This is a genomic window from Ferranicluibacter rubi (genome assembly GCF_011603255.1).
Classification (GTDB): Bacteria; Pseudomonadota; Alphaproteobacteria; order Rhizobiales; family Rhizobiaceae; genus Ferranicluibacter; species Ferranicluibacter rubi.
Genome location: NZ_JAANCM010000018.1, coordinates 1 through 14,124 on the forward strand (window position 1 = coordinate 1; position 14,124 = coordinate 14,124).

At 63.9% G+C, this 14,124-nt stretch carries 14 protein-coding genes; all 14 read right to left on the reverse strand.

Annotation, left to right across the window (positions count from 1 at the left end):
- Nucleotides 1–604, reverse strand: a 604-nt coding sequence (locus G8E10_RS23545) for a lipid-A-disaccharide synthase (RefSeq protein ID WP_425530872.1), incomplete at its 3' end; no start/stop codon positions are given.
- Nucleotides 605–700: 96 nt separating this feature from the next.
- Entirely contained in the window at nt 701–1,591 is an 891-nt protein-coding gene (locus tag G8E10_RS23550; protein WP_167130902.1) for a UDP-2,3-diacylglucosamine diphosphatase LpxI domain-containing protein, read from the reverse strand.
- 5 nt (nt 1,592–1,596) lie between these two features.
- The gene (lpxA, locus tag G8E10_RS23555) at nt 1,597–2,409 is read right to left on the reverse strand and encodes an acyl-ACP--UDP-N-acetylglucosamine O-acyltransferase (RefSeq protein ID WP_110799023.1); all 813 of its coding nucleotides are present in this window, start codon (nt 2,407–2,409) and stop codon (nt 1,597–1,599) included.
- A 1-nt stretch (nt 2,410) separates the two neighbouring features.
- Nucleotides 2,411–2,878 carry a 3-hydroxyacyl-ACP dehydratase FabZ gene (fabZ, locus tag G8E10_RS23560; RefSeq protein ID WP_110727997.1) on the reverse strand — a complete coding sequence of 156 codons (468 nt, stop codon included), beginning with the start codon at nt 2,876–2,878 and terminating at the stop codon, nt 2,411–2,413.
- Nucleotides 2,879–2,889: 11 nt separating this feature from the next.
- Nucleotides 2,890–3,960 carry a UDP-3-O-(3-hydroxymyristoyl)glucosamine N-acyltransferase gene (gene lpxD / locus G8E10_RS23565; RefSeq protein WP_110807521.1) on the reverse strand — a complete coding sequence of 357 codons (1,071 nt, stop codon included), beginning with the start codon at nt 3,958–3,960 and terminating at the stop codon, nt 2,890–2,892.
- 47 nt (nt 3,961–4,007) lie between these two features.
- Nucleotides 4,008–6,350, reverse strand: a complete 2,343-nt coding sequence (gene bamA / locus G8E10_RS23570; RefSeq protein WP_110799026.1) for an outer membrane protein assembly factor BamA — start codon at nt 6,348–6,350, stop codon at nt 4,008–4,010.
- 233 nt (nt 6,351–6,583) lie between these two features.
- On the reverse strand, nt 6,584–7,738 hold the full coding sequence (rseP, locus tag G8E10_RS23575) for an RIP metalloprotease RseP (protein ID WP_110799453.1): 1,155 nt from the start codon (nt 7,736–7,738) through the stop codon (nt 6,584–6,586).
- A gap of 183 nt (nt 7,739–7,921) precedes the next feature.
- The gene (locus G8E10_RS23580) at nt 7,922–8,749 is read right to left on the reverse strand and encodes a phosphatidate cytidylyltransferase (RefSeq protein WP_167130903.1); all 828 of its coding nucleotides are present in this window, start codon (nt 8,747–8,749) and stop codon (nt 7,922–7,924) included.
- Nucleotides 8,749–9,528: an isoprenyl transferase gene (locus G8E10_RS23585; protein ID WP_167130904.1), complete on the reverse strand. Its 780-nt coding sequence runs from the start codon at nt 9,526–9,528 to the stop codon at nt 8,749–8,751. The genes G8E10_RS23580 and G8E10_RS23585 overlap by 1 nt, the downstream gene beginning before the upstream one ends.
- A 44-nt stretch (nt 9,529–9,572) precedes the next feature.
- Nucleotides 9,573–10,133 carry a ribosome recycling factor gene (gene frr / locus G8E10_RS23590; protein ID WP_110799029.1) on the reverse strand — a complete coding sequence of 187 codons (561 nt, stop codon included), beginning with the start codon at nt 10,131–10,133 and terminating at the stop codon, nt 9,573–9,575.
- A 57-nt stretch (nt 10,134–10,190) separates the two neighbouring features.
- A complete protein-coding gene (gene pyrH / locus G8E10_RS23595; protein ID WP_110728544.1) occupies nt 10,191–10,913 on the reverse strand; it encodes a UMP kinase in 723 nt (240 codons plus the stop codon).
- Between the two features lie 193 nt (nt 10,914–11,106).
- A complete protein-coding gene (gene tsf / locus G8E10_RS23600) occupies nt 11,107–12,033 on the reverse strand; it encodes a translation elongation factor Ts (RefSeq protein WP_110799030.1) in 927 nt (308 codons plus the stop codon).
- 247 nt (nt 12,034–12,280) lie between these two features.
- Nucleotides 12,281–13,054 (reverse strand): 30S ribosomal protein S2, encoded by a 774-nt coding sequence (gene rpsB / locus G8E10_RS23605; RefSeq protein WP_110799031.1) that lies wholly within the window; start codon nt 13,052–13,054, stop codon nt 12,281–12,283.
- Nucleotides 13,055–13,258: 204 nt separating this feature from the next.
- On the reverse strand, nt 13,259–14,101 hold the full coding sequence (locus G8E10_RS23610; RefSeq protein ID WP_165910562.1) for a cell envelope integrity EipB family protein: 843 nt from the start codon (nt 14,099–14,101) through the stop codon (nt 13,259–13,261).
- Nucleotides 14,102–14,124 lie beyond the last annotated feature (23 nt).

Here is a 14,124-nt window from a genome sequence, read left to right on the forward strand (position 1 = left end):
GCGCCTCACTGCGCGCCTCACTGCGCGCCTCGCCCCGCGCCCACTGCGCCGCGCGCACCGCCAGCACATCCGCATCCGAGGCCAGCCGATGCCCTACATAGGTCGTCGGCGGCCCGCCCAGCGTTTCCATCGCCTCCGGCTCGAACGGCAAGACGGCGAGGACATGGTCGACGTAAGGCCGCATCCGCAGCGCCCGCTCCGGCTTCCACGCCCAGACGCTCGGGCAGACGTAATCGACGATCGGCAGGTCGGGCAGCGACGCCCGCACCAGCTTGGCCACGCGGTGGGTGAAGTCGGGACTGTCGATGATGACGAGCACATCCGGCTTTGCAGCGACGATCGCCTGCGCCGTCTGGCGAATGCGCAGCAGCAGCTTCGGCAAACGGGCCAGCACCTGCGAAATGCCCATGATCGAGAGTTCGGAGTAATCGAACAGCGAGACGAGCCCCTGTTCCTCCAGCGCCTCGCCCCCCACGCCGACCAGCGAGACGGACCCGACACGGTCCTTCAGCGCCCGGATCAGATCCCCGCCGAGAAGATCTCCGGAGACCTCGCCAGCAATGACCGCAACCTTGATGGGACCGTGCTCGTTCTCTCTCGGCATGCGTGCTCCTCGAAAATCGCTCGCGGAACGACAATGCGCCCGCCGTCCGTCACAGTGTCACCAACCGCCGGGAAACCGGCCTCTTCGTCCGAAGGTTCACGAAACCGGCAGAGCGCGATCGAGCCCGGTTACGAACAGGCCCGAGCGATCGGCCAGATCGATGGTGGCCGCCCGCTCCAGAACCAGCGCCCGGCCGGCCTCCACGGCAATGCCCGCAAGGCCCGCCGCCAATGCACTCTCGATCGTCGAAGGCCCGATGGAGGGCAGATCGGCGCGGAGGTCCTGCTGCGGCTTGCAGAGCTTGACCAGCACGCCACGGCGGCGCTGCGAAATCCGTCCGTCTCGACGCAGGCCCGCCACGCGCGCAATCATCGCGTCGGTGCCCTCGGGGCCCTCGAGTGCCACGACCCGTCCACCGACCGCGATGGCGCCCTGCCCGACATCGAGCTTGCCCAGCGCATTGGCCGCCGCCGTTGCCGCTGCGATATCCCTTTGGTCATCGTCATTGGGCGAGATCCGCCCGATCGGCCCGATCTCGGCCAGAAGTTCCGGCACGATCTCCTGTACGCCGATGACCCGGGCGCCGCTCGCCTCGATCAGCGCGATCGCCATCTTCAGCACCGCATCGTCGCCGCCGGAGATCAGCGTCTTCAGCACCGCCGGCACGCGCGACAGCGTCTTCAGCGTCGGGCGGATATCCCGCCATTCCGGCCGCCGCTGCACGCCGCCGGACAGCACGACCCGGTCGATGCCTTCATTCCGGAATGTCGCGCTGATATCGCGAAAATTACCGATCCCCAGCGTGCAGCTGTCATAGCCGCCCCAGCCGTCTCCGGCCTCGCCCGTCAGCGCGATGATATAAGGATTTTCGCCATGCGCCCGCGCCGCATCCGCCACATGATGCGGCAGACGCCCACCGCCGGCGATGATCGCCAGACGGCCCCGACCCTTGCGGTCTCCAGACGATTCCGGGCTCTGGCCCGGCACGGCGCTCAGCCCTTCTTTCCCCGGGTGGGGGACGAGAGCGCGCGATCGCTTTCCGCGCCGATGAAATCGAGGATCTCCATGACCGGCGCGCAGTCCAGATAATCATCGCGGATCGCCGCCGCATTGGCCCGAACCGAGCCCGTGCCTTCGAAGATCGACTTGTAGGCGCGGCGCACTTGATGGATCACAGCTTTGTCATGGCCGGCACGCGACATGCCGACGACGTTGAGCCCCGAGAGAATGCCCGGATTGCCGTTCAGCATGCCATAGGGAATGACGTCATAGCTGACGGCCGAGAGACCGCCGACGAAGGCCTGCCGGCCGACGCGCGTGAACTGATGTACGGCCGAGCCGCCCCCCAGAATGGCACGATCCTCGACCACGACATGGCCGGCCAGCATCACATTGTTGGACAGGATGATGTTGCTGCCGAGCCGGCAGTCATGCGCCACATGCGCATAGGCGAGAAACAGGTTGTTGTCGCCGACGGAGGTCAGGCCACCATGCTCCACGGTGCCCGTGTTCATCGTCACGCCCTCGCGGATCGTGCAGTTCTCGCCGATCACGAGCCGGGTATCGACCGCGCTGTGATGCACGCTTTGCGAATCGCCGCCGATCACCGCCGAGGGGAAGATCCTCGTTCCCCGGCCGACGCTCGTGCGGCCGATGACCACCACATGGCTCATCAGCACGACATCGTCGGCAAGCTCCACCAGACCGCCGACATGGCAGAACGGGCCGATGGTGACGTTCTCGCCGATGACGGCCCCGTCCTCGATGACGGCGGACGGATGAACCTTGGCGCTCTCGGCAATCATGTCAGGCTTCGTCCTTGCTGATGATCATCGCGCCGATATCAGCTTCCGCGACGAGGTGCCCGTCAACTTTGGCATCGCAATGAAACTTCCAGATACTGCCGCGCTGCTTCTGCTTGACCACGTGATACTCGACCCGGTCGCCCGGCACGACGGGCTTGCGGAAACGCGCGTTGTCGATGGTCATGAAGTAGACGAGATTGCTGCCCGTCGCCGTCTTGCGCGCACAGATCGCGCCCGCCGTCTGGGCCATGCCCTCGATCAGCAGAACGCCGGGCATGATCGGCTGGTCGGGAAAGTGGCCCGTGAAATGCGGCTCGTTCGCCGTGACGTTCTTGATGCCGATCGCCGAATTGTCGCTGTCGATCTCGATGATCTTGTCGACCAGCAGAAACGGATAGCGGTGGGGCAAGAGCTTCATGATCTCGCGGATGTCGGCCGTGCCGAGAACGGTTGCCCCCGTATCGCCCATTGGGGTGTCGCTCATTGCTTGTCTCCCGTCGTCGTCTTACGCTTTCTTAAGTTGGCCCGTGCCGCGATCTCGGCTGCTTCCCGCAGGAAGTCGCGCATGGGGCGCGCGGGAATGCCGCCATACCGCTCGCCGGCCGGCACGTCCGCGGCCACGCCGCTCATCGCGCCGATCTGGCTGCGGTCGCCGATCGTGATATGTCCGTTGATGGCCGCCGCGCCGCCGATCATGACGCCGTCGCCGATGCGCGTGCTGCCGGCAATGCCAACCTTGGCCGCGATGCCGCAATGGCGCCCGATGCGGACGTTGTGACCGACCTGCACGAGATTATCGATCTTCGTGCCTTCGCCGATGACCGTGTCGTCCATCGCGCCGCGGTCGATCGTCGTGTTGGCGCCGATCTCCACATGATCCTGCAGGATGACGCGGCCGATCTGCACGATCTTGATCATGCCGCCGCGCGGACCCGGCGCATTGCCGAAGCCGTCCTGCCCGATACGGGCGCCGGGGTGGATGATGACATTGTTGCCGACGAGCGAGCAGAGGATCGTCGCACCGGCCGAAATCGTGCAGTCGCGGCCGATCCGCACGCCCGGGCCGACGACGACGCCGGCGGCGATGCGCGTGCCGGAGCCGATCTCGACCCCTGCCCCGATCACGGCCGTAGCCTCGATATCGATGCCGTCTTCCAGCCGTGCCGTGGGATCGACGAAGGCCGCCGGCGAGATACCGCTCTGTCCGCCGAGATTCTGGATCGGACGCAGCGCCTCGGGATGAAAGATGGCGCCGGCAAGCGCGAAGGCGGTGTGGGGATATTTCGCGAGCAGCACCGGAATATGCGGCGGTACGATCGACGCAACGCTTTCGTCGCAGATCACGGCAGCCGCCTGCGATGTCGTGAACTCGTCACGATATCGCCGCTGCAGCATGTAGCAGATGTCGCGAGGGCCGGCCCGATAGGTCGGCGCAACGGACGAAACGATCCGGTCACCGGCCGTCTCGTCCTGCAGCGAAGCGCCGATGCGCTCCGCCAGATCACTCAGGCGGAGCCCGTCATGCGGCGGGAAAAACCAGTTAACATCCATGGGCCAGACTCCAGAACAGTTTGGCATGCAGTTCTGGACTGCCGATATCAGAAATTCGACGAAATACCGAACTTGATGTTCTGTACCTTGTCGTAATCTTCCTTGGCGATCGGAACCGCGTAATCGACGCGGAGCGGACCGAAGGGCGAAGCCCACAGCAGGCCGACACCGAGCGATGCACGCAGCGACGCATCCGTACCGACGATGCGGTCGCTGGCTCGGGTGCTGACATCGTTGCCGTACAGCGTGCCGGCATCTGCGAAGACGGCGCCACGGAAGCCTGCATCGCGCGGAACGCCCGGCAGCGGGAACGTCGCCTCGGCCGAAGCCGTGAAGTACGTCGTGCCACCGATCGCATCGCCATATTCGCGGCTGCGCGGACCGATACCGTTCCGCTCGAAGCCGCGGATTTCGTTGCTGCCGATCTGGAACTGGTCGAACACTTCCATCTCGCCGCCCGTACCGACGACATGGCCGGCACCGGCCGACAGCGACGCAATCACGTCGGCATCGTCGTTCACGGTGTAGTACCACTTGGCCTTGGCCGTCAGCTTGTAGAAGTCGGACGTGCCGCCGAGGCCGGCAAATTCCTGCGTCGCCGTCGCCAGGATGCCTTCATGCGGCAGCTGGGCGTCGTCGAGCGAGTTGTAGGTGAACGAGTTGGAGATCGACGAACGCGTCCACGGCGAGAAGTTCACGACGCGACGGTAGGGCGACGACAGGTCGGCCAGCTCGTCGTCGGACGCGTGGTAGTCGAGTTCCGTGTAGTTGTAGCGCAGCGTCGATGACAGGCGCTCGGTGATCGGCGCGGTGACGCGCAGGCTGAAGCCCTGATCCTCGTAGCTGTAGTTGTCGTCGTTGAAGTCGTTCTCGTTCTTGAAGACGTCGAAGCCGGCTGCCAGGCGATAGCCGAGGAAGTAGGGCTCGGTGAACGAGACGTTGTAGGTCTTGCTATCTTCGCCACGACCGGCTGCGACGCGGATGTACTGGCCACGGCCGAGGAAGTTCTTTTCCTCGATCGAGGCTTCCACGAGGAAGCCGCCGCCATTGCCGGCAGAGTAGCCGGCGCCGATGCCGAACGAACCGGTCGACTGGTCCTGCACATCGACGATGACGACCACGCGATCGGACGCAGTGCCGGCCTGGGTCGAGATGTTGACGGTCGAGAAGTACCCGAGCGCTTCGAGGCGGCGCTTGGCCGTCGCGATCATTTCCTGGTTGAAGGCGTCGCCTTCGCTCATGTCGAATTCGCGACGGATGACGTAGTCGCGCGTGCGGGTGTTGCCGCGGATTTCGATGCGCTCGATATAGGCGCGCTCACCCTGGTCGACGAGATAATCGACGGCGATCGTGCGGCCCGCAAAGTCGCGGTTGCCGCGCGGCGTGACGCGGGCGAAGGGATACCCTTGCGCGGCGACGCGCTTGGAGATCTCCGACATCGTTTCCTGAACGTCCTTGGCCTTGTAGATCGTGCCCTGACGGCTCTGGACCAGACCCTTCAGTTCTTCGGCATTGATGCCTTCGACGGTCGATTCGACATTGACGGCACCGAAGTCGTAGCGCTCGCCTTCTTCGATCGTGATCGTCACTGTGTACTCGTTCGACGTCTCGTCGAGAACGGCGTCGGAGCTGACGACGCGGAAGTCGGCATAGCCACGGTTGTAATAGAACTGGCGAAGCTGCTCCTCGTCGGCACGCAGCTTGTCGGCATTGTAGACGTCTTTCCGGTTGAGGAAGGACAGGATGCCGGACTTCTTGGTGGAGATGACGCCCTGCAGACGGCCATCGCTATAGGCATTGTTGCCGACGAAGTTGATCGAGCGGATCTTGGTCCGGTCGCCTTCGTTGACGACGAAGGCGACGTTGATGCGCCCTTCCGCGATCGGCGCCGTCTGAACGGTCACGGTCACGTCGTTGCGGCCGATGCCGGCATAGGCATCCTTGATCGACTGGATGTCGGCCTGCGCGGTCGCCTCGCTATAGGCGCCCAGCGAGCGAGTCTTGACGACCGCGGCCAGCTTTTCGTCGGTGATCTTGCGGTTGCCGTTGAAGACCACCTGATTGATCAGGTTGTTCTCGCTGACGGACACGACCAGCGCACCACCGGAAACGTTGATGCTGACATTGGAGAAGTAACCCGTGGCATACAGGCGCTTCACCGAAGCGTCGATGTCGCTATTGGTGAACTCCCGGCCGGGAACGATGGTGATGTTGGAGCGAACCGTCTCAGCGCTGACGCGCGTTGCACCACGAACGTCGATACGACGGATCGTTGCAGCTTCAGCGACAGACGCACTGGCAAGAACGACGACGCCAGTTCCAGACGCGACAATCCCTGCAGACAGCGCAACCGCCGACACCGCGTTCAAAAACTTTGAACCAGCCTTCATGTTCTGATCTTACCTTCTTCCAATGTCCCGCGGCGAACTCGTGCCGACTCCGGTCATGCCTGCCGTTTTACCCGCTTTTCTCATACAAGCAAGGTAGCACGTTAATTTCCGTTTACTTCAATTCCCACCGTGGCTGAACGGCCACTACTGACAAGAATTATCGTAAACAAATCGTTTCTAATCAAACCTTTGAAGAGAAGCCTTGCTCCTGTTTAGCGCCTCTTCCTTAACCTTTAGCCAACCGCGCCGCTCATTCGTCCGACAAGCGAGGAAATATCGTTCCAGGTGGCGAAAACCATCAGCATCAGCACCATGGCAAAGCCGATGCGAAATGCGATGTCCTGGGCGGAGGGGCCGAGCGGACGGCCGCGAATGGCCTCGATCGCATAAAACATCAGGTGACCGCCATCGAGCACCGGCACCGGCATCAGGTTGAGAAGACCGATGGAGACCGAGAGGACGGCGGCAAGCTGCAGCACGGCGGCAACGCCGAGCGTCGCCATCTGCCCCGATGCCTGCGCCACACGGATGGGCCCGCCGAGCTGGTCGGCCTTCATGTGGCCGGTCACGAGATTGCCGATATAGGCGAAGGTGCCGGTGACGATATGCCAGCTTTCCACGGCGCCCTGCCCGATCGCTTCCAGCGGACCGAAACTCTGCAGGCGGAAATTGCCGCTCTCCTGGTTCGTCACGATGCCGATGATGCCCATTTCCATCTTGTTGCCGAACTGGTCGGTGATCTCGGTGCGCTTCGGCACCATCGGCACCTCCAGCAGCTGCCCGTCGCGGCGGATTTCCACGACGATCGGCATTTCCGGGCGCACGCCCACATAGCGGCGTACGTCGTCGAAGGTCGTGACCGTGGAGCCGTCGATGGAGACGAGCAGGTCGCCCGGCCGAATGCCCGATTCGGCCGCCGCACTGCCTGCCTTCACCTCGGAGACGACGGGATCGGCGATCGGCTTGCCGTAAGCAGAAAACAGCAGGGCATAGATGACGATGGCGAGGATGAAATTGGCGATCGGACCGGCGGCAACCGTCGCCGCCCGCTTCCAGAGCGCCGCACCCAGAAAGGTCCGCCCGCGCTCCTCGGCCGAGAGCCCCTCGAGCGCCTGGTAGTCCGGCTTGCTCGCCGCATCCTCGTCGCCATAGAACTTGACGTAGCCGCCGAGCGGAATGGCGCAGAACTTCCAGCGCGTGCCGCGCCGGTCGTTGAAGCCGACGAGCTCCGGCCCGAAGCCGATGGAAAAGGCGACGATCTTGATGCCCGACCAGCGCCCGACGAGGTAATGGCCCATTTCATGCACGAAGACGAGCAGCGTCAGGACCAGAAGAAACGGGACGATGTAGCCCACGAAGAGATGGAGGAGATCGGCCAGGTAGGTCATTGTCGTCCTTGTCAGGTCGCTGAAAGCGAGCGAGATCGTCGAAAGCTGGCGCCACGCGCACCCGTGGAAGCAAGCCCGGCTGCTCCGTCTTATAGAGATGGCGCATGCAATGCGATATGGGCCTCGAAATCACGTTTTTGCGGGCCCGCCACCGCCCCGGCCCGCCTGGTCGTCATCATGACGTCAGAGCCCGAGAAGCAACGAGCCGATCTTGCCGCCGGCGCCCGTCATGGCCTCCCCGAGCGCGATGATCAGCGCCGCGAAACAGGCGACCACGAGCCCGTCCACCCGGTCCCAGACGCCGCCATGCCCCGGAATGATGCGGCCGCTGTCCTTCACGCCGCACCGGCGCTTCACATAGGATTCGAACAGATCGCCGCACTGGCTCGCGATCGACAGCGCGAGCGCGACCAGCGGGATGCGCGCATCTTCGAGCGAGAAGTACGAGGCGTAGACGGCCGTTCCCGCAACGACGCCCGAGACCGCGCCGCCGATGGCGCCGGACCACGTCTTGCCGGGCGAGATGCTGGGCGCGAGCTTCGGGCCGCCGATGGCCCGGCCGAAGAAGAAGGCGAGGATATCGGTCGCCCAGACCACCGCGAAGACGAAGAGCATGGCGACGAAGCCGACCTGCGTGTCGTCGCGGATGGTCGCGAGCGAGATCGTCGTCATCCCGGCATAGGCGACGCCCCCCGGCAGCCACCAGCCCCGGCCGTGGAAGCGCGACCAGACGATGGCGGCGATGGAGGCGAGAATGAGAACCGGCAAGGCATATTCGTCGCCGCCGCCGATGATGAGAACGGCCACGACCGCCTGCACGCCCCAGCCGGCGAAATAGGCGCCACGATCGCCCTCGGCGATCCGCGTCATGCTCGACCATTCATGCCAGACGGCGAGCCCGATGATGGCCGAGAGAATGGCAAAGGCCGGACCGCCGATCCAGGTGTCGCCGAGCGCGACGGCCGCAAGCACGATCCCGGAAACGATTCGAAGCTGGAGTTCGCGGCCCATCACGAACCGACCGCGAGGCTGGCCGGAGGCGGGGTGGCGGACGAGGCGGCAGCAGAGGCCGGAGCGACATTGCCGAAGCGCCGATCGCGCTGCCGATAGATGTCGATGGCGCGCATCAGCATCGCCCGGTCGAAGTCGGGCCAGTATTCCGGCATGAAGACGAACTCCGAATAGGCGGATTGCCAGAGCAGGAAGTTGGAGAGCCGCTCCTCGCCGCTGGTGCGGATCACGAGGTCGGGATCCGGCATGCCGGCCGTATCGAGCCGGCTGGCGATCAGCGGCGGCGTGATCTGCTCGGGGCTCAGCCGTCCCTCGGCCACATCCACCGCCAGCGACTGCATGGCCCGGGCGATCTCGTCGCGCGAGCCGTAGTTGAAGGCGATGCAGACGGTGATCGCCGTATTGTTGCGCGTCGTCTCCTCTGCCTCCAGGAGCAGCGGCAGGACGTCGCTGCGCAGGTTCCAGCGGTCGCCGATGATGCGGACCCGCACGTTCTGGCGGTGCAGTTCCGCCAGATCCCGGCGGATGAACACCTTCAGCAGGCCCATGAGGTCGTTGACCTCCGGTTCCGGCCGGCTCCAGTTCTCCGAGGAGAACGCGTAGAGCGTGAGATAGCGGATGCCAAGTTCGCCGGCCGCACGCACAGTTTCGCGAACGGCCTCTACGCCCTTGCGGTGTCCCATGGTCCGCGGCAGGCCGCGCCGGGCGGCCCAACGGCCATTGCCGTCCATGATGATGGCGATATGGAGGGGAAGCGTTCTGGCGGACGGATCGGACATGGACGGCCTGACTTCGCGGAAGAGGAGAAAACGCAGTATGCAGACTAGACCTGCATGATTTCCTTTTCCTTATCGACGAGCAAGCGGTCCACGTCGGAAATCATATCGTCGGTCATCTTCTGGACCTTTTCCGACTGGATGCGGCTGATGTCCTGACCGATCGTGCCGTCCTTCTCCGCCTTTTTCAGGTTGTCCATGCCGTCGCGACGAACGTGGCGGATCGCAACCTTGCTCTTTTCGGCATAATCATGCGCCACCTTCACCAGCGACCGGCGACGCTCTTCGTTGAGCTCCGGCAGGGGAATGCGCAGTGTCTGGCCGTCCATGATCGGGTTCAGGCCGAGATTCGATTCGCGAATCGCCCGGTCCACGGCGCTCACCATGGAGCGATCCCAGATGGACACGCCCAGCATGCGCGGCTCGGGCACCGTGATGTTGGCGACCTGGTTCAGGGGGACGCGCGAGCCGTAGGCTTCGACCATCACCGGATCGAGAACGTTGGCCGAAGCCCGTCCCGTCCGCAGCGAGGCGATGTCGTTCTTGAACGCAGCGATCGCGCCATCCATGCGGCGCTTCAGGTCGTTGAGGTCGATACCTTCACTCATGTTCTATGCTCCGTGCTCGGCCCGTGCGATCCCGCTTTCTGCGAGACCCCTGCCGTTTCAGTTGTCGGTGACGATGGTGGCGCGGCCGCCGCCCGTCAGGATATCGGTGAACCCGCCCTTCTCATGGATCGAGAAGACGATGATCGGAATGCTGTTTTCGCGCGCGAGCGCCACGGCCGAAACGTCCATGACCGCGAGGCCCTTGTCGAGCACTTCGCTATGCGTCAGCCGCTCGAAGCGGGTCGCGTTCGGGTCCTTCTTGGGGTCGGCCGAATAGATGCCGTCCACTTGCGTGCCCTTGAAGATCGCCTGGGCGCCCATTTCCGCTGCGCGGAGGGCAGCGGCCGAATCAGTCGTGAAGAACGGGTTGCCCGTGCCGCCGGCAAAGATCACGACGCGGCCGAGTGACAGGTGGTAGAGCGTCGCGCGCTGGGAAAAGCTCTCGCAGATCTCCGGCATGGCGATGGCCGACAGGACCACCGTGTCGATGTCGAGCTTGCGCAGCGAGGTCGCCAGCGCCAGCGCATTGATGACGGTCGCCAGCATGCCCATATGGTCGCCCGTCACGCGGTCGCCACCCTTGGACGCCACAGCGACACCACGGAAGATGTTGCCGCCACCGACGACCACGCCCACTTCGACGCCCATGGCGCGTGCAGCGGCGATGTCGGAGGCGATCCGGTCGACAACGGTAACGTCGATGCCAAACCCCTGATCGCCCATCAGCGCTTCGCCGGAGGCTTTCAAAAGTACGCGTTTATACAGCGGTTCGGCCGACATCGTCACTCCTGTCGTGGCGCGCGTCCGGTCGTCCGGCGCGCTGTTTGGGTCAAGCATACGGCACCCGCAGAGGCTGCATCGCTTCCGGACGATCAGTCCACCGGATCGACGCTAATTGCGTCCAGCCGGATACACGAAGGGCACCGCGTTGTCCACGCGATGCCCTTCCGATTTGCGCAAAGCTGAAGAAGAATCAGCCCTTGGCGACAGCGGCCACTTCGGCTGCGAAGTCGCTTTCTTCCTTCTCGACGCCTTCGCCGAGCAGGAGGCGGGCCATGCCCGTGACTTCGATCGGCGCGCCGACCGTCTTTTCGGCTTCCTTGATGGCAGCCTCGACCGTGAGGTCGGGGTTCATCACGAAGGACTGGCTGAGCAGCGCGACTTCTTCGAAGAACTTGCGCATGCGGCCATCGACCATCTTTTCGATGATGTTGTCCGGCTTGCCCGACGCACGGGACTGCTCGATGAACACGTTGCGTTCGCGTTCGGCAACCGCTGCATCGACTTCCGTCGAGCGGATGGCGAGCGGGTTGGTGGCAGCGATGTGCATGGCGACCTGGCGGCCGATGGCGTTCAGGGCGTCCTTGTCGCCGGTGGACTTCAGAGCCACGAGCACGCCGAGCTTGCCGAGACCGTCGGCCACCGCATTGTGGATGTAGGTCGAGACGACGCCGTCCTCGACGGAGAGCAGGGCTGCACGGCGCAGCGTCATGTTCTCGCCGATCGTGCCGATCGCGTCCTTGATGCTGTCGGAAACCGACTTGCCGGTCGCGGGATAGGTGGCGGCGTTGATCGCATCGACCGTGCCGTCCGTGTCGACGGCGACTTTGGCGAAGCCGCGAACCAGTTCCTGGAAGGCGTCGTTACGGGCGACGAAGTCGGTCTCGGAGTTGACTTCGATGACGACGGCCTTGGTGCCGGCGCTGGTGATGCCGATCAGGCCTTCGGCGGCCGTGCGGCCTGACTTCTTGTCGGCCTTGGCGATGCCCTTGGCGCGCAGCCAGTCGATCGCGGCTTCCATGTCGCCGTTGGTTTCGCCCAGTGCCTTCTTGCAATCCATCATGCCTGCGCCGGACTTCTCGCGCAGTTCCTTCACCATTGCTGCAGTAATGGTCGTCATCGTCTTGGCCTCTTTCTGTGTCTCGTCCGGTGCGCTCAGATACGGTCGAGCGGCGTTTGCCGGAAAGTGTGTGAGGGTGTGCCCCCTCAGGATGACATCGTGATGAACAGTCTCACCCGATGTGGACCCGCACCGTGGCGGTATCCTCGAAAAGAAGCGGGGCCGCCCACTTCATCAGTCGCAAACGGCCCCGTTCGGTCAATCGTGGCTGGCACCGCTCCGGTGCCGCCGATGATCGTGCTTGGTATCAGGCGTCGGTCGCGACGGCTTCTTCCAGAGCCGGCTCGAGCGGCAGGTCGGCGGATGCGCCGAGGTCGCGGCCGGACGAACCCTGCTGACGGGCGATGCCGTCGAGGGCTGCACGGGCGATCAGGTCGCAATACAGCGAGATGGCGCGAGAAGCGTCGTCATTGCCGGGGATCGCGTAATCGATCTGGTCCGGATCGCAGTTCGAGTCGATAACGGCGACGACCGGGATGCCAAGACGCTTGGCTTCTTCGATCGCGATCGACTCCTTGTTGGTGTCGATGATGAACATCAGGTCGGGAACGCCGCCCATGTCTCGGATACCGCCGAGAGCGCGGTTGAGCTTTTCGCGCTCGCGCTCGAGGTTCAGGCGTTCCTTCTTGGTGAAGCCCGAAGCGTCGGACGCAAGGATCTCGTCGAGCTTGCGCAGGCGCTGGATCGAGTTGGAGATCGTCTTCCAGTTGGTCATCATGCCGCCGAGCCAGCGGGCGTTGACGTAATACTGGGCCGAACGCTTTGCGCTGTCCGCGATGATTTCCGACGCCTGGCGCTTGGTGCCGACGAAGAGAACGCGGCCGCCCTTGGCAACCGTGTCGCTGACGGCCTGAAGGGCGCGCGACAGCATGGGCACGGTCTGTGCAAGGTCGATGATGTGAACGTTGGAACGTTCGCCGAAGATGTAGGGCTTCATCTTCGGGTTCCAGCGGTGAGTCTGGTGGCCGAAGTGAACACCAGCTTCAAGAAGCTGGCGCATGCTGAAATCGGGCAATGCCATGCCGTTTATCCTTTTCCGGTTGAACCTCCGTGGGGAAAACAGCACCATCAGATGACGGTGCCACCGGGCGGAACGCAACGGATGTCTCCCGAAACGTCCCAGACCCCACGTGTGGAATGCGGCCCGCCATACAGCGGGACGCCGCGGATATCAAGGAAAAAGGCGTGAAGTTCGAGGTTTTATGCCCTCAATCGCCGACGCTGCCTACTTGCAGGTGCCCTCGCCGCCCTGCTTGAACATTTCGAGGTTGGCCAGTTTGCCGCTGAGCACGAAGTCCCCGTAATCCATCGTCAGGTCGCGGGTGATGCCATTCTCATAGAGCTTGAAGGCCATGCGGTAGATCGGCACGGCGTCTCCCGTCGCCTCGTCGTTGAAGTAGGAGATCGTCACCGGCCAGAACGGCTTTTGCGCCATCACGCCGGCTTTGCCGACATCCGCATCCTCGTCGCCGGCCTTCGGCTTGTGCTGCGCGCCGACCAGCGTCGTCGTCACCAGCGTCTTGTCGCCGCTGTCGGAGCCGTCGAAGATCCGCGATTCGAAAATTTTGTCGCCGCGCTTGGCGCGGTCGATCACTTCGAGCATATGCTCGGTCGGAAACAGGCTGTGGGCCAGCGCCACCTCCCGCTTGTCCGGCGCCGTCAGGTCCACCGTCACACCGTCCTTGGCGTCATGGGCGAGCCCACGCACTTCCTTGTCCAGCTTCTCGTCGGTGAAGGAGCGCGTGAGGAAGCGGAAATTGCCGGTCTTCAGGTCCTCGAAGGTTGTCGTCTGCTGGTCCGTCAGCCGCACGTCCTCGCCGGTATCCACCTTGGTCACGAAGCGGAAGCTCACCGTATAGCCGTCGCAGGCCGAGCCGTTGAACTCGTAGACCATGCGGCCGTACATGCTGGAAATGCCCGAGCGCTCTGAGGAATCCTTCAGCTCGAGATCGTAGACGGCACGATGCGGAACCAGGATGTTCGCCGTGGCGTTCCCCGTCCCGACCACCGTCGTCCCCAGAAGTGCTGCGGATACGACGACGGATCGGGTCATGCCTGAACGAAACATTCAACTGCTCCTGTTGGATCGAC

What these genes read in the sequence shown, in the direction of transcription:
- lpxA (WP_110799023.1), bottom strand. Translation starts at nt 2,409, where the DNA reads ATGATTGCCGAGAGCGCCAAGGTTCATCCGTCCGCCGTCATCGAGGAC.
- fabZ (WP_110727997.1), bottom strand. Translation starts at nt 2,878, where the DNA reads ATGGGCGATACGGGGGCAACCGTTCTCGGCACGGCCGACATCCGCGAG.
- lpxD (WP_110807521.1), bottom strand. Translation starts at nt 3,960, where the DNA reads ATGGATGTTAACTGGTTTTTCCCGCCGCATGACGGGCTCCGCCTGAGT.
- bamA (WP_110799026.1), bottom strand. Translation starts at nt 6,350, where the DNA reads ATGAAGGCTGGTTCAAAGTTTTTGAACGCGGTGTCGGCGGTTGCGCTG.
- rseP (WP_110799453.1), bottom strand. Translation starts at nt 7,738, where the DNA reads ATGACCTACCTGGCCGATCTCCTCCATCTCTTCGTGGGCTACATCGTC.
- G8E10_RS23580 (WP_167130903.1), bottom strand. Translation starts at nt 8,749, where the DNA reads ATGGGCCGCGAACTCCAGCTTCGAATCGTTTCCGGGATCGTGCTTGCG.
- G8E10_RS23585 (WP_167130904.1), bottom strand. Translation starts at nt 9,528, where the DNA reads ATGTCCGATCCGTCCGCCAGAACGCTTCCCCTCCATATCGCCATCATC.
- frr (WP_110799029.1), bottom strand. Translation starts at nt 10,133, where the DNA reads ATGAGTGAAGGTATCGACCTCAACGACCTGAAGCGCCGCATGGATGGC.
- pyrH (WP_110728544.1), bottom strand. Translation starts at nt 10,913, where the DNA reads ATGTCGGCCGAACCGCTGTATAAACGCGTACTTTTGAAAGCCTCCGGC.
- tsf (WP_110799030.1), bottom strand. Translation starts at nt 12,033, where the DNA reads ATGACGACCATTACTGCAGCAATGGTGAAGGAACTGCGCGAGAAGTCC.
- rpsB (WP_110799031.1), bottom strand. Translation starts at nt 13,054, where the DNA reads ATGGCATTGCCCGATTTCAGCATGCGCCAGCTTCTTGAAGCTGGTGTT.
- G8E10_RS23610 (WP_165910562.1), bottom strand. Translation starts at nt 14,101, where the DNA reads ATGTTTCGTTCAGGCATGACCCGATCCGTCGTCGTATCCGCAGCACTT.